The sequence below is a fragment of the Bradyrhizobium sp. GW821-FHT12B03 genome (assembly GCF_058807535.1).
In genome coordinates this window covers 130,145-154,637 of the sequence record NZ_JBXAQU010000008.1, presented here as the reverse complement: position 1 = coordinate 154,637, position 24,493 = coordinate 130,145, and the positions used below count along the sequence as shown (strand labels likewise).

Sequence of the window (24,493 nt, the reverse complement as noted above, 5' to 3'; positions counted from 1 at the left end):
GTGCCGAGCGGCAAGGCGTGGATGGCCGGGCCAAGCCCGGCCATGACGAACGGAGGGAGTTCACCTCAGAACGTCAGCGCCTTGACCTGCTTGACCTGCGGCAGGGCCTGCACCTTGGCGAGCACGTCGGCCGGCACCGCGCCGTCGACCTCGATCAGCGCGATGGCATCGGAGCCCGGCGCGACGCGGCCGAGATGGAAGGTGGCGATGTTGATCTTGGCGTCGCCGAGCAGGCTTGCGAACTTGCCGATGAAGCCCGGCTTGTCCTCGTTGGTCACGTAGATCATCGACTTGCCGAATTCGGCATCGACGCGGATGCCCTTGATGTCGACGAGGCGCGGCTTGCCGTCGGCATAGACGGTGCCCGAGACCGACCGCTCCTGCCGCTCGGTGGTGACCGTGACGGTGATCAGGCTCTCATAGTCGCTCTGGGCGGCGCGGACGATCTCGTCCACCACCATGCCGCGCTCCTTGGCGACGACGGGCGCGGACACCACGTTGACCTCGCCCAGCATCGGCCGCAGCAGGCCCGACAGCACGGCCGAGGTGATCGCCTTGATCTTCATCTCGGCGACGTGGCCCTCATAGGTGATCTCGACCTTGAGGATGCCGCTCTCGGTGAGCTGGCCGGCGAACGAGCCGAGCTTCTCGGCAAGCGCGATGAACGGCTTCAGCTTCGGCGCTTCTTCCGCGGTGATCGAGGGGAAGTTGACGGCGTTCGAGATCGCGCCGGTGAGCAGATAGTCCGACATCTGTTCGGCGACCTGGAGCGCGACGTTCTCCTGCGCTTCCGTGGTGGAGGCGCCGAGATGCGGCGTGCAGATCACGTTGGGATGGCCGAACAGCACGTTCGAGGTCGCGGGCTCCTCGACGAAGACGTCGAAGGCCGCACCCGCGATGTGCTTGGAATTGAGCGCATCGACCACCGCCTGCTCGTCGACGAGACCACCGCGGGCGCAGTTGATCAGGCGCACGCCCTTCTTCATCTTGGCGATGGCGGCCGCATCGATGATGTTCTTGGTCTTCTCGGTGAGCGGGGTGTGCAGCGTGATGAAGTCGGCGCGCTTGAGCAGGTCGTCGAGATCGACCTTCTCGACGCCGATGTCCTTGGCGCGCTCCGGCGACAGGAACGGATCGAACGCGACCACCTTCATGCGCAGGCCGAGCGCACGGTCGGCGACGATCGAGCCGATGTTGCCGCAGCCGACGACGCCAAGCACCTTGCCGGTGATCTCGACGCCCATGAAGCGGTTCTTCTCCCACTTGCCGGCCTGGGTCGAGGCGTCGGCCTGCGGGATCTCGCGGGCCAGCGCCAGCATCAGGGTGATGGCGTGCTCGGCGGTCGTGATCGAATTGCCGAACGGCGTGTTCATCACGATGACGCCCTTGGCCGTGGCGGCGGGGATCTCGACATTGTCGACGCCGATGCCGGCACGGCCGATCACCTTCAGGTTCGTCGCCTTCTCCAGGATCTTGGCGGTCGCCTTGGTCGCGGAGCGGATCGCAAGGCCGTCGTAATTGCCGATGATCTCGGCGAGCTTGTCCTTGTCCTTGCCGAGATTGGGCTGGAAGTCGACCTCGACGCCGCGATCCTTGAAGATCTGCACGGCAGCGGGCGAGAGCGCGTCGGAAATGAGAACTTTGGGCTTGGTCATGGGGATGTGTCCTTCACACCCTCCCCTGGAGGGGGAGGGTCGGCGCGAAGCGCCGGGGTGGGGTGAAGCTGCAACAAAAAAACTGCCGGTGCGCCGTGTGGAGAGATCACCCCACCCCGCCGCACCTGACGGTGCGTCGACCCTCCCCCTCCAGGGGAGGGTAAGAACTAGGCGGCTTTCGCCAGCGCGGCCTTGGTCTCGGCGAAGGCCCAGTCGATCCACTGCGTCAGCAGCTCGACATCCTTTGCTTCCACCGTGGCACCGCACCAGATGCGCAAGCCCGCGGGCGCATCGCGGTAGTACGCGAAGTCGTAGCCGGCGCCTTCCTTCTCGACCAGCGCGACCAGCTTCTTGGAGAAGTCGGCCTGCGCGTCGTCGGAGAGCGAGGTGATCGCAGGATCGGTGAACTTCAGGCACACCGAGGTGTTGGAGCGGATCGCGGCGTCCTTGGCCAGGAAGTCGATCCAGGGCGTCTTCGCCTTCCAGTCGGCCAGCACCTTGGTGTTGGCATCGGCACGCGCGATCAGGGCCTTGAGGCCGCCGATCGACTTGGCCCAGTTCAGCGCATCGAGATAGTCCTCGACGCACAGCATCGACGGCGTGTTGATGGTCTCGCCGACGAAGATGCCTTCGTTGATCTTGCCGCCCTTGGTCATGCGGAAGATCTTTGGCAGCGGCCAGGCCGGCTTGTAGGTCTCGAGCCGCTCCACGGCGCGCGGCGACAGGATCAGCATGCCGTGCGCGGCTTCGCCGCCGAGCGCCTTCTGCCAGGAGAAGGTGACGACATCGAGCTTGGCCCAGTCGAGAGCTTGCGCAAACGCCGCGGACGTCGCGTCGCAAATGGTCAGGCCTTCGCGGGCAGAGCTGATCCAGTCGGCGTTCGGCACGCGCACGCCCGACGTGGTGCCGTTCCAGGTGAAGACGACGTCCGACTTCGGATCGACCTTGGAGAGATCGGGGATTTCACCATAGGCCGCGTTGAGCTTGGTGACGTCCTTGAGCTTCAATTCCTTGACGATGTCGCTGACCCAGCCCTCGCCGAAGGATTCCCAGGCGAGCGTGGTGACGGGCCGTGCGCCGAGCAGCGACCACAGCGCCATCTCGACCGCGCCGGTATCGGAGGCCGGCACGATGCCGATGCGATAATCGGCCGGCACTTCAAGCACTTCGCGCGTCAGATCGATCGCGAGCTTGAGCTTGGTCTTGCCGACCTTCGCGCGATGCGAGCGGCCGAGCGCTGCGTCCTTGAGATTTTGGGCGTTCCAGCCGGGGCGCTTGGCGCAGGGGCCGGAGGAGAAATGCGGCACGGTCGGCCGCGAAGCGGGCTTCGCTACAGTCATAGTCTACCCTTCCAGATAGTAAGCCTCCCGTTGGGGGGAGGTGTCCCGCCGCGGCTGATACGGGAAACGGGTAGAGTCGTCAAGGAAGTTCCGGGGTCTCACGCGCGAGTGATGGCGCCTCCGGCGCAATATCGGGGGATTCGACCATGGCAAGCGCGTTCAGCAAGTCCGTGGCCTCGCTGATCAATTGCGCGGCTTTGCGTCGGCTGCCGACCTTCAAAATGCACTTGTCATTGGCCTGCACAACGTAGTCGTTGCCGACCTTGATCATCGAATAGCTTGTCATCGAAATCCCCGAACCGACCGAGCTCGGTGTCTGACGCTGGCGTAGCACCGTTCGTTCCTGGTTCCACGTGAACGACGGAGGGGTAGTTTACCCACTCTTAATACGAACGAACGCGCGATCCGATTTCGCTGATGACGCAACGTGCGCGAGGTTAGAGTCCCGTTCCGATAAAATCGGAACGGGACTCTAGATTTTGCCTTGACGCGTTTTCTTCACGCGAACCGGTATCCACTTCGCTCGAAAACGCTCTGTTGCATCAAAAGCGGACAGTCATGCCGACGTGACTCGCTGTGAATCCAAGCCGCTTGTAGAAGCGTTGCGCATCGACGCGCGTCTGATGCGTCAGCAGTTCGACCAGATTGCAGCCGCGCGCCTTTGCTTCGGTCACGGCCCATTGCACCAATTGCTCGCCGATGCCGCGGCTGCGACAATCGGAAGCAACCCGTACATCCTCGAGCAGAGCGCGGATGCCACCTTGCGAGCTGATGCCTGACAGCACAGCGAGTTGCAGGCAGCCGACCACCCTGCCCTCGCTCTCGGCGACGACGAGTGTCAGATTGGGATCGCGCTCGACCCGCGCGAATGCGTCGTAATAGGACGCAGGCAACGGATCCTCCACGCGCTCGCGGGCGCGCCCGAGATGATCGTCGGCGAGCATTGCGATCATCGCAGGGACATCCTCGCGGCGTGCGGGACGAATGGAGACGGATTTGGCATTCATGGAAGAAACTCCGGGCTCAGCGCGCCGGCGGCAGGCCGAGATAGGCCTCGGCCTCGCCGATCCAGCGGCGAATGGCCGCGTAACGGCCGAGATCGAAGCCACCTTCATGCGCCACGCGCGTATAGGCGAGCAGCGAGACGTCGGCCAGCGACATCGCCTCGCCGGCGAAAAAGCGGCTTGCCGCAAGATGCTGCTCCATGCGGTCGAGCGCGGCATAGCCCCGCTTGACCTTTTCAGGGTCGAGCTCGGAAGCATCCTTGCCGAGATAGACGAGCTGGAAGCGGCACACCGCGATATAGGGCTCGTGGCTGTACTGCTCCCAGAACAGCCACTCGTCCATCTTGGCCGCAGCAAAGGCGTCGCGCGGAACCAGCGCGCTGTCGCGGGCGAGGTAGCGGATGATGGCATTGGACTGCGCCAGCGTGCGGCCGTCGTCGAAGGCGACGGTCGGCACCTGGCCGGCGCCGTTCATCTTCAGGAATTGCGGCGTGCGCGTCTCGCCCTTGCCTGTGTCGACCTCGATCCAGTCGTAGGGCAATGCGAGCTTGTCGCAGACCCATTTCACCTTGAGACAATTGCCGGAATTGCCGTCGCCGTAGATCTGCATCGCTGCCACCCCGCTTTCGGGCGACAGAGCATCAGGACGAAGGGAACCTGTCAACCGGCTGCGTACGCGCGTCTAGAACTTGTAGCCGGCGCCGACACGGAAATTGTTCAGGCCGACGGTGATGTTCTTCACGTCCGAAAAGCCGACGTGCTCCCATTCGCCGCGAATGAGAAAGTTGCCGCAGATCGCGTACTCGACACCGATGCCGGCCGTCCATCCGTACATGAAGGCGTTCGTTCGCTGCTCGACGCTCGACCATGAGCCTGTGTCGATCGTGTCCTGATGATGCGTCGTCGTCGTGACACCGCCGACTGTAACCGACGTATCGTAGTCGTCGTGCTTGATATAGGACACGGTCGCAAATCGCGAGACCTCGGCGCGGCCGACCGCCAAACCGGCGAAAGCATACGGCATGAAGTCGCCGCCGTCCCAGCCGACCCGGCCGCGGAAGGTGGCGTAATCCTTCAGCTTCAACGAAGCACCACCACCGAGCGTGGTGACATAGGTATAGGTGTGTCCAGATGGACCCGTCTCGCCATCGAGAATCCGCGTCATGGAATCGCTGGCCGAACTCGATATATTGTTCATGTAACTGTAATTGGCTTCGACGCCCATCACGGCATCGTAGATCTGCCAGTTCTTGCCCACATAGGCGCCGAACCCGGTCGACTGCACGTGGTTCTTCGGTAGCAGCGACCAGCCGCCGACCGGTGCCTGGAGGATACTGTTGCGAAGCATGAAGTCGGTCATCGACTTCGGGGCGCGGCTGAAATCGATGTCGGTCATGGCGAAGCCGAACTGGCCGCCGACATAGAAGCCGTCCCAATTGTGAGAGGTCTTCGACAGGCCGTCGGTGAAGCTGCCGCGCAGAATGGGCAGATCCGGCAGATCGGCCGCGTGCGCGGCAGACACCGTCCCCAACATCGCCGCCGCCAACAAAAGCCTACGCATCGCAACGCTCCAAATCGGACTCGAACTTTCGCCATGATCATGGCTCGTTAACCTTAACCAATGGTTGCGTCCGGCGATTTCGTCGCCGCTCGCCATGAAAAATACGCAAAGCAAAACGGCGCGGGATGATCCCGCGCCGTTAAGAGGTCTTAAGCGATGGGCTTGAGGATCAGCCCTTGGTGACGAGCGGCGGCGGCATGTAGGCCGGCGGGCTGTTGAGATCCCAGCGCACGCCGAGCTTGATGTCGTGCGAGGTGATGTCCTTGACCTTGATCGTCGAAGCGCCCGAGATGCTGCCGTCGAACGCGCGGTAGTTGCCGGGCGCCGCATCGCCGAGATCCATGTAGCTGTAGGCCAGTTCGACGGTGAAGCCGGGGTTGACCTTGTAGGCGAGACCGGCATGCGCGGCCCAGGCGAAGTTCCACTTTCCGTTCGTGTCGAAATAGGTGACGCTGTTGGACAGCGCACCGGCGGTGTAGCGGACGCCGTTGTCCTGGAAGCCGCTGAGCTTGTTGTAGGAGCCGCCAACACCGGCGCCGACGAACGGGGTGATGCACCACCAGGTGCCGAGGTCGACATAGGCGTTGGCCATCACGACCCACTCGGACTTGCTGCCCGAGTAGTTGTTGGCTTCGACGTCGGTCGGGCCGAGGCGAACGCTGTCCGAACCGTGCAGATTGGCCTTGCCGCGATACTGGCCGATCACGTCGGCGCGGAACCAGTTGTTGAAGCGGTAGCCGACGCCGACGTCGAACAGCGGTGAAGAGTCGAAGCCGAGGCCCGTCGTCGTCGTCGGGTACGTCTGCGCGGTCGCGCTGTCGATGCGCTTGGCGCTCTGGTTGGTCATGCCAATGTCGCCGCGCAGATACCAGCCGCCGAAGTCAGCCGGAGGAGCCGGCGGCGCGTACATGGGAGGGGGCGCCGCGATCGGCATATCGGCGGCGAACGCCATCGACGAGATCAGGGTTGCCGCACCCGCGGCAAGGAGAGACTTAACGCTACGCATTGGCTTCGTCCTTTTGGCCGGTGAGGCAAATACGCAGGCCTCACGTTCTGGAAACTCACGGCCCGGACGATGGCAGCAAATGTTTAAGCGCCACTTAACCCTAATTTTTAAGGTTGATTTTTTCTGACTGCACACGCCGATGCGGCGCAAGCGTTGCAAAAATGCGGCGGCTATTCCGCCGGCCAGCGCCTTTGCGCGCCGCAATTGCTAACGATGTATGAAGCCGCAATGCAGCGAAACAGGATCCGTTAACGCGCGTGGCGCGGCAGCCTGGGCAGGAACACCGCGAGCAGCCCGATCGCCGGGAGGTAGGCGCAGACCTGGTAGACGAACTCGATCGAGGTGTGGTCGGCGAGCTTGCCCAGCACGGCCGCCCCCAGGCCCCCGATGCCGAAGGCGACGCCGAAGAACACGCCGGAGATCATGCCGAAGCGGTGCGGCACCAGTTCCTGCGCGAACACGATGATCGACGACGTCGTCGAGGAGATGATCAGGCCGATGATGACCGACAGCACCGCGCTCGCATAGAGGCCGGCATAGGGCAGCGCCAGCGTGAACGGCAGCGCGCCGAGGATCGAGATCCAGATCACGATCTTGCGGCCGAAGCGGTCACCCAAGGGCCCGCCGAGAAACGCGCCAACCGCGTTCGCCGCCAGGAAGATGAAGAGATACATCTGCGCGGCCTGCGTCGACACGCCGAAACGGTCGATCAGGTAGAAGATGTAGTAGCTCGACAGGCTCGAGACGTAGAGCTGCTTGGAGAACAGCAACGCGACAAGCACGAGAAGCGCAACGGCGACGCGGCGCGAGCTCGGCCCGCCCGGCTGGGTGTGAACCGGCGCCACCTTCTTCGTCGTGATCTGCGGCGCATACCAGCGGCCGATGCGCCAGAGGATGACAATGGCGAGGAACGCGATCGAGGAGAACCAGGCGATGCTGCCCTGCCCGAACGGCACCACGATCAGCGCTGCCAGCACCGGCCCCATCGACGTGCCGAAACTGCCGCCGAGCTGGAACACCGATTGCGCAAAGCCGTAGCGGCCTCCGGAGGCGAGCCGCGCGATGCGCGCGGATTCAGGGTGGAACACCGCCGAGCCGAGGCCGACGAAGGCAGCCGCCACGAGGATGATCAGATATTGGTGCGCGACGCTGAGCAGCAACAGGCCGAAGAAGGTCGAGGCCATGCCGATCGACAGCGAATAAGGCTGCGCCTTCTTGTCGGTGTAGTGTCCGACCACCGGCTGAAGCAGCGAGGCCGTGAACTGGAAGGCCAGCGTGATCATGCCGATCTGCGCGAAGTCGAGTGCGTAGGTGTCCTTCAGGATCGGATACACCGAGGCGATCAGCGACTGCATGGTGTCGTTGAGGAAATGCGAGACGCTGATGCCGGCAAGCACGACATAGGCCGGCCCCGCGGCCTTGACACCAGGCTTGGCGACGGGCGCCACGTCGGCGACGACGACGGGCTCGGTCAGCGTTTCCTCTGAGACGACGACTGGCTTGTTCAATGGATCGATCCCGACAGGCGCGGCGAACCGCCGCATCTGCCTACCTACGATGACCGCTGTGGCGGAACCACCGCCAATCGTCGATGGCTGGAATGCGTGGGTGTTCTCGTCGCTTACCCTCCCCTGGAGGGGGAGGGTCGGCTCACATTGAGCGCAGCGAAAATGTGAGACGGGGTGGGGTGACAGTCTCTCCGCGTCGAACCGTGCCAGCGTGGAGAGATCACCCCACCCCGCTCGCGCTTCGCGCGATCGACCCTCCCCCTCCAGGGGAGGGTAAGAAAGACTCAGGCCGCCGCCTGGCCCAGCGCCGAGACGATGGTGTCGACGACGTCCTCGACCAGGATGCGGTCCTCGCCCTCGCCCATGACGCGGATCACCGGCTCGGTGCCGGAGGAGCGGATCAGGAGGCGGCCGTGGCCGTTGAGGCGCTTCTCGCCGTCGGAGATCGCCGACTTGACATCGGAATCATCGAGCGGCTTGCCGCCCTTGTGACGGACGTTCTTGAGGATCTGCGGCAGCGGATCGAAGCGGTGGCACACTTCCGACACCGGCCGGCGCGACTTCTGCACCACGGCCAGCACCTGCAAGGCGGCAACGAAGCCGTCGCCGGTGGTGGCATAGTCGGACAGGATGATGTGGCCGGACTGCTCGCCGCCGAGATTGTAGCCGCCGCTCAGCATCTGCTCGAGCACGTAGCGATCGCCGACCGGCGTGCGCACGAGATCGAGCCCCTGCTCTTTCAGGAAGCGCTCGAGGCCGAGATTGGACATCACGGTGGCGACGATGCCCGGACGCGACAGGCGCCCGTCTTCCTTCCAGCTCTGCGCGATCACCGCCAGCAGCTGGTCGCCGTCGACGATGTGGCCGCGCTCGTCGACCAGGATGACGCGATCGGCGTCGCCGTCCAGCGCGATGCCGATGTCGGCACGCATCTCGCGCACCTTCTTCGACAGCGCTTCCGGCGAGGTCGAGCCGCATTCCTTGTTGATGTTGAAACCGTCGGGCTCGACGCCGATCGGCACGACGTCGGCGCCCAGCTCCCACAGCGCTTCCGGCACCACCTTGTAGGCGGCGCCGTTGGCGCAATCGACCACGACGCGCAGGCCGTCGAGCGAGAGGTCGCGCGGCAGCGTGCGCTTGGCGAATTCGATGTAGCGGTCGTGCACGCCGTCGATACGGCGGGCGCGGCCGAGGCTCGCGCTTTGCGCCAGGCGCTTGTCGAGGGATTCGTCGAGCAGCTGCTCGATCTGCTTCTCGACGTCGTCGGACAGCTTGAAGCCCTGCGGGCCGAACAGCTTGATGCCGTTGTCCTCGAACAGATTGTGCGAGGCCGAGATCATCACGCCGAGATCGGCGCGCATCGACTTGGTCAGCATCGCGACCGCCGGCGTCGGCATCGGGCCGACCAGCAGCACGTCCATGCCGACCGAGGTGAAGCCCGCGACCATCGCATATTCGATCATGTAGCCGGACAGGCGGGTGTCCTTGCCGATCACGACCCGGTGGCGGTGGTCACCGCGCTGAAACGCAAGGCCTGCGGCCTGGCCGACCTTGAGGGCGAGCTCCGGCGTGATCAGTCCGTTGGCGCGGCCCCGAATCCCGTCCGTTCCGAAATATTTGCGGCTCATAATCGTCCCCCAAGCAACAACCAGGGAACCCCCTCTACAACCACGGGCTGCCCTGGCGGGACCCGCATCCCTGATTTGCTGAGGTCTTATAAGGCCATCGCGGCTAACTTGGCTTCAAAAAATATGATGAATCATTACGGAACCGGGGACAACGGGTCCCGGTAACATATTGTTAACACTGTATTTCCGTTGAGGTGCCGAAACCGGGCGGAACCCGCCCTTAAGAGGAGCGCTTCACATGGCCGTCACCGCGGCTCGGCGCCGGCTGGGTGACGTTGATCGGATCGGAGCCCGGAAAGGTCTCCTCCAGGCCCTCTTCCAGGGCGTCCTCGAGGTCCTGCTTCTCCTTGATCTCTTCCGGCGAAGGTCCGGCGTGCGGCTTGGTCATGACGCCCTCCTCTCAAACGATTTGGCTGTGCATCCAACCATGCTAGATGACCCCTCAATCTTCCGATGCAAGACTCTTGATGCAAGACTTCCGAGACAAGACGGGCCGGGGAACGTTCATGAAGCACATCACCTGTATCGACGATCTTCGCGCGCTGCATCAGCGCCGCGTCCCGAAGGCGTTCTTCGACTATTGCGACCGCGGCTCCTATGCCGAGGAAACGCTGCGCGCCAACCGCGATGACATGCAGAACATCAAGTTTCGCCAGCGCATCCTGGTCGACGTCTCCAAGCGCGACACCTCGACCACGATCCTCGGCGAACCCTCCACCATGCCGCTGATGCTCGCGCCCGTCGGCCTGCTCGGCATGCAGCATGGCGACGGCGAGATCCACGCCTGCCGCGCCGCGCAGGCCGCCGGCATCCCGTTCACGCAATCGACGATGTCGATCTGCTCGATCGAGGACATCGCCGCCAATGTCGAGAAACCGTTCTGGTTCCAGCTCTACGTGATGAAGGACCGCGGCTTCATCAAGGCGCTGATCGAGCGCGCGATCGCGGCAAAATGCTCGGCGCTGGTGCTGACCGTCGACCTCCAGGTGATCGGACAGCGCCACCAGGACATCAAGAACGGCATGACGGTGCCGCCGGAATGGTCGCTGTCGAAGCTGATCGATTTCGCCACCAAGCCGGCCTGGGTGTCGGGCGTGCTGCAGGGCAAGCGCCGCACCTTCGGCAATCTCGCCGGCCATCTGAAGGTCAGCGACGACATCACTTCGCTGTCGACCTGGATCAACTCGCAGTTCGACACCTCGCTGAACTGGAAGGACATCGACTGGATCCGCTCGATCTGGCCGGGCAAGCTGATCCTCAAGGGCATTCTCGACGTCGAGGACGCCGAGCTCGCGGCGAAGACCGGCGCACAGGCGATCGTGGTCTCGAACCATGGCGGCCGCCAGCTCGACGGCGCACCGTCCTCGATCGAGGTGCTGCCCGAGATCGTCGACGCCGTCGCCGACAGGATGGAGATCATGTTCGACGGCGGCATCCGCTCCGGCCAGGACGTGATGCGCGCGCTCGCGCTCGGCGCAAAGTCCTGCATGATCGGCCGCGCCTATGCCTATGGCCTCGGCGCCGGCGGCCAGGCCGGTGTCGCCAAGGCGATCGACATCATCCAGAAGGAGCTGCTCACGACCATGGGCCTGTGCGGCGTCAATCGGATCGACGAGATCGACGATCAGATCATTGCGGCCGCGCCGTAGTGTAGTGAAAAGCCGCCGCTTCAAACTCAGCCGTCGTCCCGGCCTTCGCCGGAACGACACTGAAGATGTAGCCGCAGCTTGCGCCCCTCACATCGGCGGCGTAATCCCGTCCCTGCCCACGTTCACCCGGTTGGCCTCCAGCGAGCCGTCTTCCTGCTTCGCCGCGCCGAAGATGATCAGCTTGGCGCCGGGCTTGATCTCGGACCTGTCGCTGGCGACGAAGGTGACGATCGGGGTGTCCGGCGGCACCACGACTTTCTTCTCGCCGTCCTTGTATTTCACCGTGATGTTCTGGCCGTCGGTGCCCTTCACCGTCTGCGCCACGGTTGCGTTGGTCATGGTCGAGTTGGCGCGCGCATCCCAGGGACGGAAGCCTTCGGCCGCGCCGCGCTGGTTCTCCGGGAAGATGTGCACCGCGATCGCCTTCTGGGTACCGTCGGGCTCGGGCATGCCGGTGACGCCGATATAGGAGCCGTCCTTGATCTCCGACAGCGAGGTCTTGACCACGGCGAACACCGCGACGTTGTCGGTCATGCGCACCTTCACGTCGCTGCCCTCGCGGGTCTTGATGGCGAGCGTGTTGCCGTCGACGCTTTCGATGGTGCCGCGGATACGGACCGTCGGCGCCTGTTGCGCCGAGGCGGAGACGATGGAGGCCGCGGCCAACGCAGCCACGACGACGCGTGGCATCCAGTTCGATTTCGACATGTTCGGTTGCTCCATTACATCGGTGGGGTCAGCCCGTCGCGGCCGACGCTGACGCGGTTGGCTTCCAGTGAGCCGTCGGGAAGCGGCTTGACGAAGGCGATGATCTTGGCGCCCGCCTTGAGATCGGATTTTTCGCCCGGCACGTAGGTCACGACAGGCGTGTCCGCCGAAACGAACACCTTCTTCTCGCCGTCCTTGTATTTGACGAGCAAGGTGTGCCCGTCATTGCCGACCACGCTCTCGGCGACCGTGGCATTGGTCATGCTGGAGTTCGGCTTCAAATCGTAGGGCCGCGAGCCCTCGCCGGTGCCGCGCATGCTCTCCGGAAACACATGCACCTCGACCGCGTTCTGGCCGCCGTCCGGCCCGGGCACGGTGGTGGCGCCGATGAACGACCCCGTCTTGATGTCGGCGAGCGAAATCCTGGTGATCCCGGAGACGCGCAGATCGGGAGCGATGTGCAGCTTGACGTCCTCGCCGCTGCGCGACTTGACCTGCATGGTGTCGCCATCGACGCTTTCGATCGTGCCGCGCACACGCGTCGGAACCGGCGCCCTTTGTGCGATCGCGCAATAAGTCGAGAGGGCCACCATCGCGACGGCGAGAAGCGGACGTGCGAGCGTGACACGTTGAACAGGCATGAGTGTCTCCAGATTGTCCCTACGAGGACAAGACCCCGGATCCGACTCGCTATTCTCTCAAGATTTTGTGAGATCGGCCTCGACCAATGCCCGGAGCTCGGCCGTGACCTCAGGCCTTTGGCCGAACCACAGCTCGAAGCCGCGCACGGCCTGGTGCAGCAGCATGCCGAGCCCGTCGGCGGTCTTCAGGCCGCGTGCCGTTGCTGCCGCCAGCAGCGGCGTCACCAGGGGAACATAGACGAGATCGGCGACGACGGCTGCCTCTGGCAGGCGCGTAACATCCACTTCGAGCGGAGGCTGGCCGTGCATACCGAGCGAGGTCGTGTTGACGAGGAGTTTTGCGCGCGGCAGGACGTCGTTGATCCCGTCCCAGAGAAGCGGATGCACGTTCGGCCCAAACTGCTTCGCCAGCGTCTCGGCCCGCCCAATGGTGCGGTTGGCGAGATGGATTCGCTTGATGCCGCGCTCGCGCAGGCCGAACACGATCGCGCGCGCGGAGCCGCCGGCGCCGAGCACCAGCGCTTCTTCCGCCTGGTCCCAGCCGGGCGCGCCGGCATCGAGATTGTTGATGAAGCCCTCGACATCGGTGTTGGTCGAGCGCAGCTCGCCGTCCGCGAACCACAGCGTGTTGGCGGCGCCGACCGCCCTGGCGCGCGCATCGGGACTCGACAGCGCCAGCACGCCTTCCTTGTGCGGGATGGTGACGTTGCCACCGACGAAACCGCGCAGCGACAGCCGCAGCACGAAGTCGCGCAGATCGTCGGGCGGCACCGCCTCGATGACATAGCCGCCTTCAATGCCGAGCGTGCGCAGCCAGTAATGATGGATCAGCGGCGAGCGCGAATGCGCGGCCGGCCATCCGATCAGACAGGCTGCGGGAGCCTTGGTCACGGTCATCTTCTCCCCGGATCGTATCGGAGGCGATCCATTTCGCGTCCCGCCCGCTCTGTCAAGCGCGCGGGCGCCGCGTCGCTGCCGTCACGGTCGCGGCCAGCGTCAGCGCCCCGCCCGCGGCGAACCAGATCGCGGCGAGGTTGATCCAGGCATAGGCGAGCGCGCCGGCCGCCGCGCCTGCAACCAGCGCCGCCCACAGCAACAGGTTCGGTGCCCAGCTCCAGCGCGGCCCGCCGGTGAGGCTGACGGCGAGGAGCTGGCCGACCTTCACCAGCGCGCCGGTGACATAGGTGAGGCCGAGGCCCGCCCCGCCGTCGATCTGGAACACGGCGTTCTCCAGGCCCATCGCGAGCACGATGCCTGAGATCGCGAGATTCGGCAGGCCGTAGGCATGGCAGAGCGCGGCACCCGCCAGCAGCGCCGCTTCGATCAGGAGCAGCCATGGCTGCCGTTCGGCACCACCGCCGAGCACGACGAGGCTGCCCGCTGCCGCGCCGGCCACGAACAGCGCGATCAGGCCGAGCGCATCGGCGGCCTGCCACCATTGCGCTTCCGCAAGGCTGACGCCGAGGCGCGTGGAATTGCCGCTCATGAAGGAGACGAACAGGCCGCCGAGATGCAGGAAACCGATGCCGTCGACATAGCCCGCGAGCATGCTGAGCGCGCAGGCCAGCGCAATATTGCGACGTGAATTGAGCATTCCGATGCACCACCGCCGTGACGCGGCAGTGTCGGTCAAATCCGCCGGCTTGAGAAGGTGCGCGCCGCTAGCTCGCGGCGGCGTCGTCGGCCGCGGACAGCGCCGCGCCGCCCTTGATGTCGGCGACCGCGCGTTCGATGGTTGCGCGATAGCGCGCGCGGGGCGGCGTGACGCCGTGGGTCAGCAGCGCGCGGCGGACGGCGGGCGAGGCACCGGTGATGAACAGCCTGATGCCCTGGCGATGGGCCTTGACGGCGACGCGGCCGAGCACGTTGGCCGCCGTCGAATCCAGGAACGGCACCGCGGCGAAATCGACCACGAACCCCTTGCGCTTGTCGGCGATGCCGTCGAGCACGCTTCCAATCGCCGAGGCGGCGCCGAAGAAGAACGCGCCGGTGATGCGATAGACCAGCACGTCGCGATCGACCGCAAGCGCGGGATCGTAAGGCACGCGCTCGCCGTTGCCGTCATCGGGACGGTCGGCGGCCACCAGCGGCGTGCGCTCCTCGATTCCCGTCATCTCCGACATGCGGTGGATGAACAGCACCGCGCCGAGCGCGAAGCCGACCAGGATGCCTTCGGTCAGGTCGCGGAAGATCGTCAGCAGGAAGGTCGCGAGCAGCACCACGGCGTCGCCCCAGGACGAGCGCAGGAGCGTTGCGAATTCGTGCTTCTCCGCCATGGTCCAGGCGACCACCACCAGCACCGAGGCGAGCGCGGCGAGCGGGATGTAGCTTGCGAGCGGCGCTGCGATCAGCATGAACAGCAGCAGGAAGACCGCGTGCAGCATGCCCGCGAGCGGGCCGCGTGCGCCGGCGCGGATGTTGGTCGCGGTGCGCGCGATCAGGCCGGTGACGCAGATGCCGCCGAACAGCGCCGAGCCGATATTGGCGACGCCTTGCGCGACCAGCTCGCAATTGGAGCGGTGCCGGCGTCCGGTCATGCCGTCGGCCACCACCGCGGACAGCAGCGATTCGATCGCGGCGAGCAGCGCAAACGCGATCGCGTCCGGCAGCACCGCCTGCGCCTTCGCCAGCGAGAACGCCGGCAGCGCCGGTGACGGCAGTTCGCGCGGAATGCCGCCGAAGCGCGAGCCGATGGTCTCGACCGGCAGCGAGAACACCGCGCACACGACCGCGGCGAGCACGACCGCGATCAGGATGCCGGGCCAGGACGGTCGCCAGACCCGCAAGGCCGCGATGATGGCGATGCTGCCGATCGCAACCGCAAGCGCTGACGGGTTGACGGTGTGCAGGCCGCCCGCCAGCGCTGCGAGCTTGGGAACGAATTCGCTGGGCTCCTTGCCCGCCAGCGTGATCCCCGAGAGATCGCGCAGCTGGCTGGCGAAGATGATCACGGCAATGCCCGCGGTGAAGCCGACCGTGACCGGATAGGGAATGAACTTGATGTAGGTGCCGATGCGCAGGAGGCCCGCGGCGATCAGGAACAAGCCCGCCATCATGGTGGCGAGGATCACGCCGTCGACGCCGTGCCGTTCCGCGGTGACTGCGACCAGCACGATGAAGGCACCGGCGGGCCCGCCGATCTGGAACCGGCTGCCGCCGAGCAGCGACACGATGAAGCCGCCGACCACGGCAGTATAGAGACCGCGATCCGGCGTCACGCCCGAGGCGATCGCGATCGCCATCGACAGCGGCAGCGCCACGATCGCGACGGTCAGGCCTGCAAAGACGTCGGCGCGGAAATCCGCAAGGCCGTAGCCCTCACGCCAGACGGTGACGAGCTTTGGCAGATACAATTCGGTAAAGGTCGGCCGGCGCAGCTGATGCAGCCGGCTTGCGTGTTCGCTCGCGATGCTCATGCCCACAATGCTCCGATGCATCGTGCGGCCGCGTGCTTCGGCGCGACGGTGCGTTAGTTCAACCTGTCCCCGAGCACGATCGACGTCCGATCATGCTCCGACGCGACGCGGCGGCCCCGGCTCCCTCAGGCGAACGCCGCGTCCGCCGCTGTCACTGCGTGCCTGCTCGCCGATCAGTTCGACACCGGCCCGGTCGAACGCCTCGACCACCTTGATCAAGGTCTCGACCACGCCGCGAACATTGCCTGTGCTGGCCTCCATCCGCTGGATGGTCGGCAGCGACACGCCGGCGAGTTCGGCCAGGGTTTTCTGGTCGATGCCGAGCAGCGCGCGGGCGGCCCGCATCTGGAACGACGTAATCACCTTGGCCTCACGTATCATATCTTATAAGTGATATCTGAGATATGCACAATGATGTAAAATACATCATTGTAAGGCGAAGGCAAGGGGCTTACCCGCGGGTCTCCTTCATCACGGTGCACTGTTAACTCCGTCAGCCTGAGGTGCGAAGCCGGCGATGCAAATGCATCGCTGGCAGAGCTTCGAAGGATGCACGGCCCCCGATGCAGCCGGGCCGTCGCCCTTCGAGGCTCGCCGAAGGGGCGAGCACCTCAGGGTGACGGTGATGGAGTTCGCGCTGCTGATCCACACTCCGTCATTGCGAGCGTAGCGAAGCAATCCAGAATGCCTCCGCGGAAAGACTCTGGATTGCTTCGCTACGCTCGCAATGACGCGTGGAGAGGATATCGCCTCACATCTTCCTCTCCCGTGAGAACGGGAGAGGAAGAGCGATGCGACCGTCACCGCGCGAAGCCGATCACGCCGCGTGCTGATGCGCGGCGATGATCTGGTCGGCGGCGCGGCCGGTGACTTCGGCCATATGGTCGAACGTGCGGGTGAAGCTGCCGGCCCCGGCGGTGGCCGAACGCAGCTCGACGATCAGCTCGCCGATCTCGGCTTCCGGCATCATGGCACGGACGCAGTCCCAGCCGCTCCAGCCGTCGCGGGTGTCGAAGCCGAGGATCTGGCCGCGCCGCGCCGACAGGATCGCGTTGATCTTGGCGGTGGCGTCGGTCGGGCAGACGATCTCGACCACGTGGATCGGCTCCAGCAACACCGACTGGCATTGCGGCAGGCCTTCGTTGAGTCCGACCCGCGCCGCGGTGCGGAAGGCGAGGTCGGAGGAATCGACGCTGTGATAGGAGCCGTCGGTCAGCGTCACCTGCAAATCGGTGACGGGGAAGCCGAGCGGGCCGCGCACCAATCCGTCGACGACGCCCTCTTCCACCGCGCCGATGTAGTTGCGCGGTACAGCGCCACCGACCACCTTCTCGGCGAACTTGAACCCCTCGCCGCGCGGCAGCGGCCTGATGTCGAGCACGACGTCGCCGAACTGCCCGTGGCCACCGGACTGCTTCTTGTGGCGGCCGCGCTGGACGATCGGCTTGCGGATGGTCTCCTGGTAGCCGATCGCGGGAGGATGCGATGTGATCTTGACGCCGAAGCGATCGCGCAGCCGCTCGCTGGCAACGCGCAAGTGCATCTCGCCCTGCCCCCACAGCACGGTGTCGTGGGTCTGGGCGTTCTGCACGACCATGAGCGAGGGATCCTCCTCATGCAGCCGCGTCAGCGCCTGGCCGAGCTTGACGTCGTCCTTGCGGTCGGTGGCCGCGACCGAGATCGCGAGCACGGCCGGCGTCGGTTCCGCGGTGACCAGCGCTGCCGGCTGGGTCTTGCCGCTCGAGACCATGTCGCCGGTCCTGACCGGATCGACCTTGGCGAGCGCCACGGTGTCACCGGCTTCCGCCGAGATACGCTTGGTATCGTAGGCACCGTTGACGGCGAGGATGCCGGAGATGCGCCCCGCGCCGCCGGAGGAGGATTGCAGCGTGGCGCCGTCGTCGAGATGGCCGGCGAGCAGCCGCGTCAGCGACAGCTTTCCGCCGTGCTGCGAATGCAGCGTCTTGAAGACATAGCCGAGCGCGTCCTTGCTCTCCGGTACGCCGAGACGCTTTGCAGTCTCCGCAACCCCGGGCGCCTCGTGGCGCAGCGCCTTCATCAGGCGCAACACGCCGTTTTCGCGCGCGGCAGCACCCAGCAGCACCGGGCAGATCAGCCCTTCGCGCAATTCGCGGGCGAGATCGTCGAACACGGCATCGCGCGGCGGCTGGATGTCTTCGAGCAGTTGCTCCATCAGCGCATCGTCGTGGTCGGCGAGCTTCTCCAGCATCGAGAAGCGGGCCTCCTTCTCGCGGTCGAGATCGCCGCCTTCGAGTGCGATCACCTCGGAGGCCTTGTGCTCGCGATAGATGAAGGCGCGCTCCAGCGCGAGATCGACGAAGCCCTCGATCATCTCGTCCTTCCAGATCGGGATCTGGCGCAGCACCAGCGGCACGCGCGAGGCGGGCTGGAGCGTTGCGAGCGTCTCGCGGATGCGCTTGTTGGCGCGGTCGATCTTGTTGAGGAACAGGAAGCGCGGAATCTTCAGCTCCTCCAGCTCGCGCAGGATGATCTGAAGCTGGGGCAGCTTCTTCTCGTCGGCCTCGCAGACCACGACCGCGGCATCGACGGCGGGCAACGCGGCGCGCATGTCGTGGGCGAATTCGACGGAACCGGGACAATCGAGGAAGGTGTAGCTGTCGCCCATGAAACTCGTGGTGGCGGCAGTGAGGCCGACGGTCATCTTGTGATGACGGGCCTCCGGCGTGGCGTCGCCGACGGAAGTTCCGGCATCGACGCTGCCGGCACGGGGGATTGCGCCCGTGCGCGCCAGTATTGCTTCGAGAAGTGTGGTTTTACCGCTTTGGAATGGGCCCACCAGCGCAATGCACCGTGGACCTCGGGGACTTCTGACGTCTTGTCCCATTCGCCGCCTCCTTGGTGTGGAGCTCGGCCCATGATTGGGTCGGCAAACGCGGATGCTCTGCCCGTCCCCGAGATTTGGCAAGCGTCAAACGTCGCTGCGGTGCGTCGTCCGTTAGATCAAGGATTAATAATTCGACGGCTGTCGGCTCTGTGTTCCACCTCTCCCCGCTGGGGAGAGGTGAAGAGAGCGTCCGCCGTGACGGAATGTGTTAACGGCCGGGACGGAGTTCCAGGCTTTCGAGGCCGGCGGCGACGTTGAGGCCGACCTGGCCCTGCAAGCTGAGCGGCTGAAGCGCGATCGAGTTGTTGGAGCCGCCGACCAGCACGTTGCCGCCGAGGCCGACGCCGACCGACGCACTGCCCTGCGCGCCCGCATAGGTGCCCGAGAGGTCACCCGGTCCCAGCCGATCGACCGGCGCGAACACGCCCCAGGCGAGCGCCGTCTCCTGGGTGATGCCGATGTCGAGACCCACTTTACGGATCGTTGCGACGTAACGATCCTCCGGCAACCCGTCGGCGCGCAGGACGCAGCCGAGATTGGTCACCGATCCCACGATGAAGCCGACGCTGGCGCCGCCACGGCATTCGAGCACACCGACCCGCACCATCCGCTGCTGCTGAGCGCCGCTGTTGGAGGCGGAGACAACGAGGCTGGCCGCGGCAAGCCCGGCGAAGATGAACGAACGGCGCATGAATGTCTCCGGCGATGAATATGATTCGAGCATTGGAGGGCGCGGTACACGCCGCGCGGGAGTTCTATGCCACAGGAGTGATGCCGGTGCCAGATTTCGTGAGGCAATAAAAAAGGCCCGCCGAAGCGGGCCTTTCCAATTCGCACTGTCGCGAGAAGCTTACCGCAGATTACCGCAGAAGCGCTGGATGCGCTTGCAGGCGTCTTCGAGGTCCGAGGTCTTGGTCGCGTAGGAGATGCGGAACGCCGGGCCGAGGCCGAACGCCGAGCCCTGCACGACGGCAACGCCTTCGGTCTCCAGCAGCTCGGTGACGAACTGCTCGTCGTTGGAGATCACGTTCCCCGACGGCGCCTTCTTGCCGATCGTGCCGGCGCAGGACGGATAGACGTAGAACGCACCCTCGGGGCGCGGGCACTCGATGCCGTTGGCCTGGTTGAGCATGGAGACCACGAGGTCGCGGCGCTCCTTGAACACCTTGTTGTTGGCGGGGATGAAGTCCTGCGGACCGTTCAGCGCCTCCACCGAGGCCCACTGCGCGATCGAGCACGGGTTCGAGGTGGACTGCGACTGGATGGTCGACATCGCCTTGATGAGCTGGGCCGGGCCGCCGGCATAGCCGATGCGCCAGCCGGTCATGCAATAGGCCTTCGACACGCCGTTCACGGTGAGCGTGCGGTCGTAGAGGCTGGGCTCGACCTGCGCGACCGTGGTGAACTGGAAGTCGTCATAGACGAGGTGCTCGTACATGTCGTCGGTCATCACCCACACATGCGGATGCCTGACCAGCACGTCGGTGAGCGCCTTCAGCTCGGCCCTTGTGTAGGCGGCACCGGTCGGGTTCGACGGCGAGCACAGGATGACCCATTTGGTCTTCGGCGTGATCGCGCGCTCGAGCGCCTCGGCCCCGAGCTTGAAGCCGGTCGCCGCGGTGCAGACCACCGGCACCGGCTCGCCGCCGGCGAGCGCCACCATTTCGGGGTAGCTGACCCAATAGGGCGCCGGGATGATCACCTCGTCGCCCGGATTGATGGTCGCCATCAGCGCGTTGTAGAGCACCTGCTTGCCGCCGGTGCCGACGATGATCTGGTTCGGCTTGTAGACGACGCCGTTCTCGCGCTGAAACTTGGCGATGATGGCTTCCTTCAGCTCGGGGATACCGTCGACCGCGGTGTACTTGGTCTTGCCGGCCTCGATGGCGTGGATCGCCGCCAGCTTGATGTTGGCGGGCGTGTCGAAGTCGGGCTCGCCGGCACCGAGGCCGATGACGTTGCGGCCCGCCGCTTTCAGCGCACGTGCCTTATCCGTGACCGCGATGGTCGCGGACGGCTTCACACGGTCGAGCGCAGCGGCAAGGAAGGACATCGTCATCTCCTGACAAGCGTCGTGACCCCATGGGTCGTCACGACTCTGATTGTGGGAATGGAGCCACCCTAAAACGTGCGCCGCTGCACCGCAAGAAACTTCGGCCCGATCTCGCAAAAGTTTGCTGATTTCCGGCGCTTCGAGGCGCGATTTCCCGCAATATTCCGCAACTTTGCCGTCCAGATCCCTCATAACCGGCAAGGCCTGTCCTCGGAGCAATTTTGCACCTTCCGAAGCGCCACGAAGCTGACGGCAGGCTGACGCTGGCGCCCCCTGCGACCGATCGTCAGCCCCTGTGAAATCAAGCCGCTTCAACTCGCACGCACGATCGCACAGAGCAATGCGTCGCGCATGTTGACGCAAGCGTGATCTGATTTGCATCGTCGCGTGGAAATGATCTTCCCTGGCGTTGCACTGCGGTAGGGTTTTCGAGTTTTTCTATTGGCCGGCCCTTGCGGCGGATTCGCATCGGCATCATTGTTTAGCCGCGTTGCGGGGCAACAAGCGCCGCGCCTTCCCGTCCTCGGTTTAGAACTCCCAGAATGTACAAGCTCTATTCGATGCAACGCTCCGGCAACAGCTACAAGGTTCGCCTTGCACTGGCGCTGCTGAACTTGCCTTACGAAGCGGTCGAGGTGGACATTCTGCGCGGCGAGAGCCGTACGCCGGACTTTCTGTCCAAGAACCCGTCAGGCCAGGTGCCGCTGCTCGAGGTCGGCGGCGACCGTTACCTCGCCGAGTCCAACGCCATCCTCTGGTACGTCGCCGTCGGCACACCGCTCGCGCCGGAGAACCGCATCGATCGCGCCGAGGCGCTGCAATGGATGTTCTTCGAACAGCATGCGCTCGAGCCGAACCTCGGCGCCGCCTATTTCTGGCTGTCGCTGGTCAAGGGCGGCCGCGATCTCCAGACCCACGCGCTGGAGGACTGGATGGAGCGTGGCTATGGCGCGCTCCAGGTCATGGAGAACCACCTCAAGACCAACGCCTACTTTGCCGCCCGCCAGCTCACGGTCGCCGACATCGCGCTGTACGGCTACACCCATCTCGCCGACCGCTGCGACTTCGACCTTTCGACCTTCCCGGCGATCCGGGACTGGCTGAAGCGCGTGGAGGCCGCACCCGGCTTCGTGTCGATGGACTGGCGGCCGGCCGACATCGACGACCCCGCCAGCATCGCAGCGAGTGCCTGACGGCGCGGGTCCGCTCTGGCGAATAGCGGGCATAAGGGGCGTTTTTGCCGCAATCTCGCCATTTTCAGCGTGGCAGCCGCCGCAATATTGCCGGTTGAAACTGGGAAATTGTGGAAAGTCGCGGGTGATTCGCTCGCACGTTGAAGGATTTAGACCCATGATTCGGGCGTTCGGCACGGCTGGCTTTCAGGGCCAATCCGCCACCGTCGCGTCTCCCCGGCTGACCAACGCGGTGGCGGCCTCGCTCGCCGTCGCCGCGCTCTCGCTATGCCTGATCGTCACCCTGACGGTGCTGTCGACCAAGGCGACCATGGCGATGGGCTTGCCGGTCTGATCCCCGTTTCATCCTGGACCAGCCCTTCAAGGCGCTGCGTGGCTCGCGCCGACCGGCATCGCGACAGGACGTCGATGAAATCACCTGTGGTAGTCGTTGCAATCACCCTGACCGCGGCCATCCTGGTCGCGGCATCGCTGTTGATTTTCACCGGCATGCGCAAGAACCCGGGCACCTCGACGCTGAATGCGCCCGCGTTGCAGCAACGCATCGCGCACGCGCACTTGGCGTAGAGCCCTTTCCGACGAAATCGGAACGGACTCCAGATTCTTGTTTTGACGCGTTTTCTTTGCGCGAACCGGTGTCCACTTCGCTCGAAAACGCTCTTAATCATCCGAAAGCTTTGCGCGCCGCCGCAAGGCGCCCTTAAGCGCTCCGCACGATTTCGCACTGCGCCATCGCAACAATCAGTCAGTGTTGCCGCCTTACCTCGTTCAGGGAGGAACGAGACAGGCCCATGCTAGTCGGATGGCGCGCGATCTGCGGTCCGGTGCTGACAGCGGCGACCCTGCTGCTGGCGATCCTGCTTGATCGCTCTGTCCCCTCGCCCGCGGCGCTGTTCGTCTGCATCGTGGCGCTGGCCGGCGCATTGTCGGGTTTCGCCTCCGCCATCACCTGCGCGGCGCTCGCCGCGGCCGGCGCGGCGCTGGTCTTCCTCACCCACCGCGCCCTGCCCTTTGCGACGGCGGATCTGGTCGAGCTCGGCCTCCTCGCAGTGACGGCCGCCGGCACTGCCGCGATCACCGGCCTGATGCGCGAGCGGCTGCTCGGCACCTTTGCCACCGAGCGCCAGAGCCACGCCACCGCCGCGCGGCTGTCGGCCGCGCTCGACCAGGTCGATATCGGCATCGTGCTGCTCGATGCCGAGACGCGCGCCGAGTTCATCAACCGCGCGTTCCGCGATTATTTTGCGGTGCCGGACGACATCGCCGACGGCAAGCCGCCCTTCATCGCGCTGATGTATCACGGCCGCGACACCGGCGCGTTCGAGCTGCCGGAGGAGGAGCTCGGCACGTTCATCGCCCAGCGCATGGAGATGGTGCGGATCGGCGACGCCACGCCGATCAACATCGCCTTGCGCAATGGCGAGGTGCTGCGCTTCGTCTGCGCCGCGCTGCCCGACGGCGGACGCATGCTGAGCTACACGCCGGTGACCGACCTCGTGCGCCACACCGACGCGCCGGCGCGCGCCGACTACTACCGTTCGCTGCGCGATCCCACCAGCCGCAAGCTGATCCGGTATCTGCGCGTCGCGGAGTGAGGCGATTGCGCGATTGATCGGCGCGCCCTTCATCACGTATGAAGGACACCTCATCGCTCGCGGAATTTTCACATGTCGCTCACCGTTCGCCCCGTCACCAAGCAGGACTACGATCGATGGCTGCCGCTGTGGGACGGCTACAACGCCTTCTACGGCCGTTCCGGGCCGACCGCGCTCGCACCCGAGATCACGCGCGTGACGTGGCAGCGCTTCTTCGATGCCTACGAGCCGGTGCACGGGTTGGTCGCCGAGAGCGACGGCAAGCTGCTCGGCATGACGAACTATCTGTTCCATCGCAGCACGACCGCGATCGAGCCGTCCTGCTATCTGCAGGACCTGTTCACGCTGGAGGCCGCGCGCGGCAAGGGCGTCGCCTCGGCATTGATCTACGGCGTGTATGAACGGGCGAAACTGGCGGGATCGCCGCGGGTCTACTGGCAGACGCACGAGACCAACGTCACGGCGCAGCGCCTGTACGACAAGGTCGCGGAGCGCTCCGGCTTCATCGTCTATCGCAAGCTGTTCTGATCCGTGCCCGCAGCCTGTGGATAAGTCCGTCTGTCACCCGCCCGTTACATAGCGGGGCTAGGCTCCACCTGCGTCTGATCAGGCCCCCCGTCACCGATCAAGCGCCCCAAAGCGGTCCCCGTCAGTCGCCGCGTCTGACAGG

25 protein-coding genes are annotated in these 24,493 nt (G+C 65.1%); 6 read left to right on the top strand and 19 right to left on the bottom strand.

Annotated features, from left to right (window positions below; genetic code table 11):
* Positions 1-65: 65 nt before the first annotated feature.
* The 10 genes from serA to AC1RUR_RS17770 form a co-directional block, all read right to left on the bottom strand.
* Positions 66-1,655, bottom strand: coding sequence for a phosphoglycerate dehydrogenase (gene serA / locus AC1RUR_RS17815; RefSeq protein ID WP_492846252.1), 1,590 nt, complete (start codon positions 1,653-1,655; stop codon positions 66-68).
* 167 nt (positions 1,656-1,822) lie between these two features.
* The gene (locus AC1RUR_RS17810) at positions 1,823-2,995 is read right to left on the bottom strand and encodes a phosphoserine transaminase (RefSeq protein ID WP_492846250.1); all 1,173 of its coding nucleotides are present in this window, start codon (positions 2,993-2,995) and stop codon (positions 1,823-1,825) included.
* A gap of 79 nt (positions 2,996-3,074) precedes the next feature.
* Entirely contained in the window at positions 3,075-3,281 is a 207-nt protein-coding gene (locus AC1RUR_RS17805) for a hypothetical protein (RefSeq protein ID WP_492846248.1), read from the bottom strand.
* A gap of 256 nt (positions 3,282-3,537) precedes the next feature.
* Complete coding sequence (locus tag AC1RUR_RS17800; protein ID WP_492846246.1) at positions 3,538-4,002, bottom strand: GNAT family N-acetyltransferase; 465 nt, start codon at positions 4,000-4,002, stop codon at positions 3,538-3,540.
* A 16-nt stretch (positions 4,003-4,018) separates the two neighbouring features.
* Positions 4,019-4,609, bottom strand: coding sequence for a glutathione S-transferase family protein (locus AC1RUR_RS17795; protein WP_492846244.1), 591 nt, complete (start codon positions 4,607-4,609; stop codon positions 4,019-4,021).
* A gap of 72 nt (positions 4,610-4,681) precedes the next feature.
* Positions 4,682-5,560: an outer membrane protein gene (locus tag AC1RUR_RS17790; RefSeq protein WP_492846242.1), complete on the bottom strand. Its 879-nt coding sequence runs from the start codon at positions 5,558-5,560 to the stop codon at positions 4,682-4,684.
* Between the two features lie 169 nt (positions 5,561-5,729).
* A complete protein-coding gene (locus AC1RUR_RS17785) occupies positions 5,730-6,566 on the bottom strand; it encodes an outer membrane protein (RefSeq protein ID WP_492846240.1) in 837 nt (278 codons plus the stop codon).
* A 248-nt stretch (positions 6,567-6,814) separates the two neighbouring features.
* A complete protein-coding gene (locus AC1RUR_RS17780) occupies positions 6,815-8,074 on the bottom strand; it encodes an MFS transporter (RefSeq protein WP_492846238.1) in 1,260 nt (419 codons plus the stop codon).
* Between the two features lie 284 nt (positions 8,075-8,358).
* Positions 8,359-9,702, bottom strand: coding sequence for a phosphoglucosamine mutase (gene glmM, locus AC1RUR_RS17775; protein ID WP_492846236.1), 1,344 nt, complete (start codon positions 9,700-9,702; stop codon positions 8,359-8,361).
* Positions 9,703-9,922: 220 nt separating this feature from the next.
* Entirely contained in the window at positions 9,923-10,090 is a 168-nt protein-coding gene (locus AC1RUR_RS17770) for a hypothetical protein (protein ID WP_492846234.1), read from the bottom strand.
* A gap of 118 nt (positions 10,091-10,208) precedes the next feature.
* Here AC1RUR_RS17770 and AC1RUR_RS17765 point away from each other — a divergent pair, with 118 nt between their 5' ends.
* Positions 10,209-11,351, top strand: a complete 1,143-nt coding sequence (locus tag AC1RUR_RS17765) for an alpha-hydroxy acid oxidase (protein WP_492846232.1) — start codon at positions 10,209-10,211, stop codon at positions 11,349-11,351.
* A gap of 87 nt (positions 11,352-11,438) precedes the next feature.
* Here the strand turns inward: AC1RUR_RS17765 and AC1RUR_RS17760 are convergent, their stop codons facing one another.
* From AC1RUR_RS17760 to AC1RUR_RS17720, 9 genes are all read right to left on the bottom strand, one after another.
* Positions 11,439-12,059 (bottom strand): single stranded DNA-binding domain-containing protein, encoded by a 621-nt coding sequence (locus tag AC1RUR_RS17760; RefSeq protein ID WP_492846230.1) that lies wholly within the window; start codon positions 12,057-12,059, stop codon positions 11,439-11,441.
* 14 nt (positions 12,060-12,073) lie between these two features.
* Positions 12,074-12,700: a hypothetical protein gene (locus tag AC1RUR_RS17755; protein WP_492846228.1), complete on the bottom strand. Its 627-nt coding sequence runs from the start codon at positions 12,698-12,700 to the stop codon at positions 12,074-12,076.
* A 57-nt stretch (positions 12,701-12,757) separates the two neighbouring features.
* Positions 12,758-13,597 (bottom strand): shikimate dehydrogenase, encoded by an 840-nt coding sequence (locus AC1RUR_RS17750; RefSeq protein ID WP_492846226.1) that lies wholly within the window; start codon positions 13,595-13,597, stop codon positions 12,758-12,760.
* Between the two features lie 52 nt (positions 13,598-13,649).
* Positions 13,650-14,294, bottom strand: coding sequence for a YoaK family protein (locus tag AC1RUR_RS17745; RefSeq protein ID WP_492846224.1), 645 nt, complete (start codon positions 14,292-14,294; stop codon positions 13,650-13,652).
* 67 nt (positions 14,295-14,361) lie between these two features.
* Positions 14,362-16,116, bottom strand: a complete 1,755-nt coding sequence (locus tag AC1RUR_RS17740) for a SulP family inorganic anion transporter (protein WP_492846222.1) — start codon at positions 16,114-16,116, stop codon at positions 14,362-14,364.
* Between the two features lie 90 nt (positions 16,117-16,206).
* Entirely contained in the window at positions 16,207-16,479 is a 273-nt protein-coding gene (locus AC1RUR_RS17735) for a helix-turn-helix domain-containing protein (RefSeq protein WP_027547696.1), read from the bottom strand.
* Between the two features lie 454 nt (positions 16,480-16,933).
* Entirely contained in the window at positions 16,934-18,982 is a 2,049-nt protein-coding gene (locus AC1RUR_RS17730) for an elongation factor G (protein ID WP_492846220.1), read from the bottom strand.
* A gap of 208 nt (positions 18,983-19,190) precedes the next feature.
* The gene (locus tag AC1RUR_RS17725; RefSeq protein WP_492846219.1) at positions 19,191-19,673 is read right to left on the bottom strand and encodes a DUF992 domain-containing protein; all 483 of its coding nucleotides are present in this window, start codon (positions 19,671-19,673) and stop codon (positions 19,191-19,193) included.
* Positions 19,674-19,832: 159 nt separating this feature from the next.
* Complete coding sequence (locus AC1RUR_RS17720; RefSeq protein WP_492846217.1) at positions 19,833-21,035, bottom strand: pyridoxal phosphate-dependent aminotransferase; 1,203 nt, start codon at positions 21,033-21,035, stop codon at positions 19,833-19,835.
* A 542-nt stretch (positions 21,036-21,577) separates the two neighbouring features.
* On the opposite strand from AC1RUR_RS17720, the gene AC1RUR_RS17715 reads away from it, so the two are divergent.
* From AC1RUR_RS17715 to AC1RUR_RS17695, 5 genes are all read left to right on the top strand, one after another.
* A complete protein-coding gene (locus AC1RUR_RS17715; protein WP_492846215.1) occupies positions 21,578-22,228 on the top strand; it encodes a glutathione S-transferase family protein in 651 nt (216 codons plus the stop codon).
* A gap of 157 nt (positions 22,229-22,385) precedes the next feature.
* Positions 22,386-22,562 (top strand): hypothetical protein, encoded by a 177-nt coding sequence (locus AC1RUR_RS17710; protein ID WP_492846213.1) that lies wholly within the window; start codon positions 22,386-22,388, stop codon positions 22,560-22,562.
* Between the two features lie 38 nt (positions 22,563-22,600).
* Complete coding sequence (locus AC1RUR_RS17705) at positions 22,601-22,795, top strand: hypothetical protein (protein ID WP_492846494.1); 195 nt, start codon at positions 22,601-22,603, stop codon at positions 22,793-22,795.
* 224 nt (positions 22,796-23,019) lie between these two features.
* The gene (locus AC1RUR_RS17700; protein ID WP_492846211.1) at positions 23,020-23,823 is read left to right on the top strand and encodes a PAS-domain containing protein; all 804 of its coding nucleotides are present in this window, start codon (positions 23,020-23,022) and stop codon (positions 23,821-23,823) included.
* A 72-nt stretch (positions 23,824-23,895) separates the two neighbouring features.
* Entirely contained in the window at positions 23,896-24,351 is a 456-nt protein-coding gene (locus tag AC1RUR_RS17695; protein ID WP_492846209.1) for a GNAT family N-acetyltransferase, read from the top strand.
* Positions 24,352-24,493 lie beyond the last annotated feature (142 nt).

What these genes read in the sequence shown, in the direction of transcription:
- AC1RUR_RS17790 (WP_492846242.1), bottom strand. Translation starts at nt 5,560, where the DNA reads ATGCGTAGGCTTTTGTTGGCGGCGGCGATGTTGGGGACGGTGTCTGCC.
- AC1RUR_RS17765 (WP_492846232.1), top strand. Translation starts at nt 10,209, where the DNA reads ATGAAGCACATCACCTGTATCGACGATCTTCGCGCGCTGCATCAGCGC.
- AC1RUR_RS17810 (WP_492846250.1), bottom strand. Translation starts at nt 2,995, where the DNA reads ATGACTGTAGCGAAGCCCGCTTCGCGGCCGACCGTGCCGCATTTCTCC.
- AC1RUR_RS17700 (WP_492846211.1), top strand. Translation starts at nt 23,020, where the DNA reads ATGCTAGTCGGATGGCGCGCGATCTGCGGTCCGGTGCTGACAGCGGCG.
- AC1RUR_RS17740 (WP_492846222.1), bottom strand. Translation starts at nt 16,116, where the DNA reads ATGAGCATCGCGAGCGAACACGCAAGCCGGCTGCATCAGCTGCGCCGG.
- AC1RUR_RS17785 (WP_492846240.1), bottom strand. Translation starts at nt 6,566, where the DNA reads ATGCGTAGCGTTAAGTCTCTCCTTGCCGCGGGTGCGGCAACCCTGATC.
- AC1RUR_RS17750 (WP_492846226.1), bottom strand. Translation starts at nt 13,597, where the DNA reads ATGACCGTGACCAAGGCTCCCGCAGCCTGTCTGATCGGATGGCCGGCC.
- AC1RUR_RS17730 (WP_492846220.1), bottom strand. Translation starts at nt 18,982, where the DNA reads ATGGGACAAGACGTCAGAAGTCCCCGAGGTCCACGGTGCATTGCGCTG.
- AC1RUR_RS17800 (WP_492846246.1), bottom strand. Translation starts at nt 4,002, where the DNA reads ATGAATGCCAAATCCGTCTCCATTCGTCCCGCACGCCGCGAGGATGTC.
- AC1RUR_RS17770 (WP_492846234.1), bottom strand. Translation starts at nt 10,090, where the DNA reads ATGACCAAGCCGCACGCCGGACCTTCGCCGGAAGAGATCAAGGAGAAG.
- AC1RUR_RS17745 (WP_492846224.1), bottom strand. Translation starts at nt 14,294, where the DNA reads ATGCTCAATTCACGTCGCAATATTGCGCTGGCCTGCGCGCTCAGCATG.
- AC1RUR_RS17695 (WP_492846209.1), top strand. Translation starts at nt 23,896, where the DNA reads ATGTCGCTCACCGTTCGCCCCGTCACCAAGCAGGACTACGATCGATGG.
- AC1RUR_RS17760 (WP_492846230.1), bottom strand. Translation starts at nt 12,059, where the DNA reads ATGTCGAAATCGAACTGGATGCCACGCGTCGTCGTGGCTGCGTTGGCC.
- AC1RUR_RS17725 (WP_492846219.1), bottom strand. Translation starts at nt 19,673, where the DNA reads ATGCGCCGTTCGTTCATCTTCGCCGGGCTTGCCGCGGCCAGCCTCGTT.
- glmM (WP_492846236.1), bottom strand. Translation starts at nt 9,702, where the DNA reads ATGAGCCGCAAATATTTCGGAACGGACGGGATTCGGGGCCGCGCCAAC.
- serA (WP_492846252.1), bottom strand. Translation starts at nt 1,655, where the DNA reads ATGACCAAGCCCAAAGTTCTCATTTCCGACGCGCTCTCGCCCGCTGCC.
- AC1RUR_RS17720 (WP_492846217.1), bottom strand. Translation starts at nt 21,035, where the DNA reads ATGTCCTTCCTTGCCGCTGCGCTCGACCGTGTGAAGCCGTCCGCGACC.
- AC1RUR_RS17715 (WP_492846215.1), top strand. Translation starts at nt 21,578, where the DNA reads ATGTACAAGCTCTATTCGATGCAACGCTCCGGCAACAGCTACAAGGTT.
- AC1RUR_RS17755 (WP_492846228.1), bottom strand. Translation starts at nt 12,700, where the DNA reads ATGCCTGTTCAACGTGTCACGCTCGCACGTCCGCTTCTCGCCGTCGCG.
- AC1RUR_RS17805 (WP_492846248.1), bottom strand. Translation starts at nt 3,281, where the DNA reads ATGACAAGCTATTCGATGATCAAGGTCGGCAACGACTACGTTGTGCAG.
- AC1RUR_RS17710 (WP_492846213.1), top strand. Translation starts at nt 22,386, where the DNA reads ATGATTCGGGCGTTCGGCACGGCTGGCTTTCAGGGCCAATCCGCCACC.
- AC1RUR_RS17795 (WP_492846244.1), bottom strand. Translation starts at nt 4,609, where the DNA reads ATGCAGATCTACGGCGACGGCAATTCCGGCAATTGTCTCAAGGTGAAA.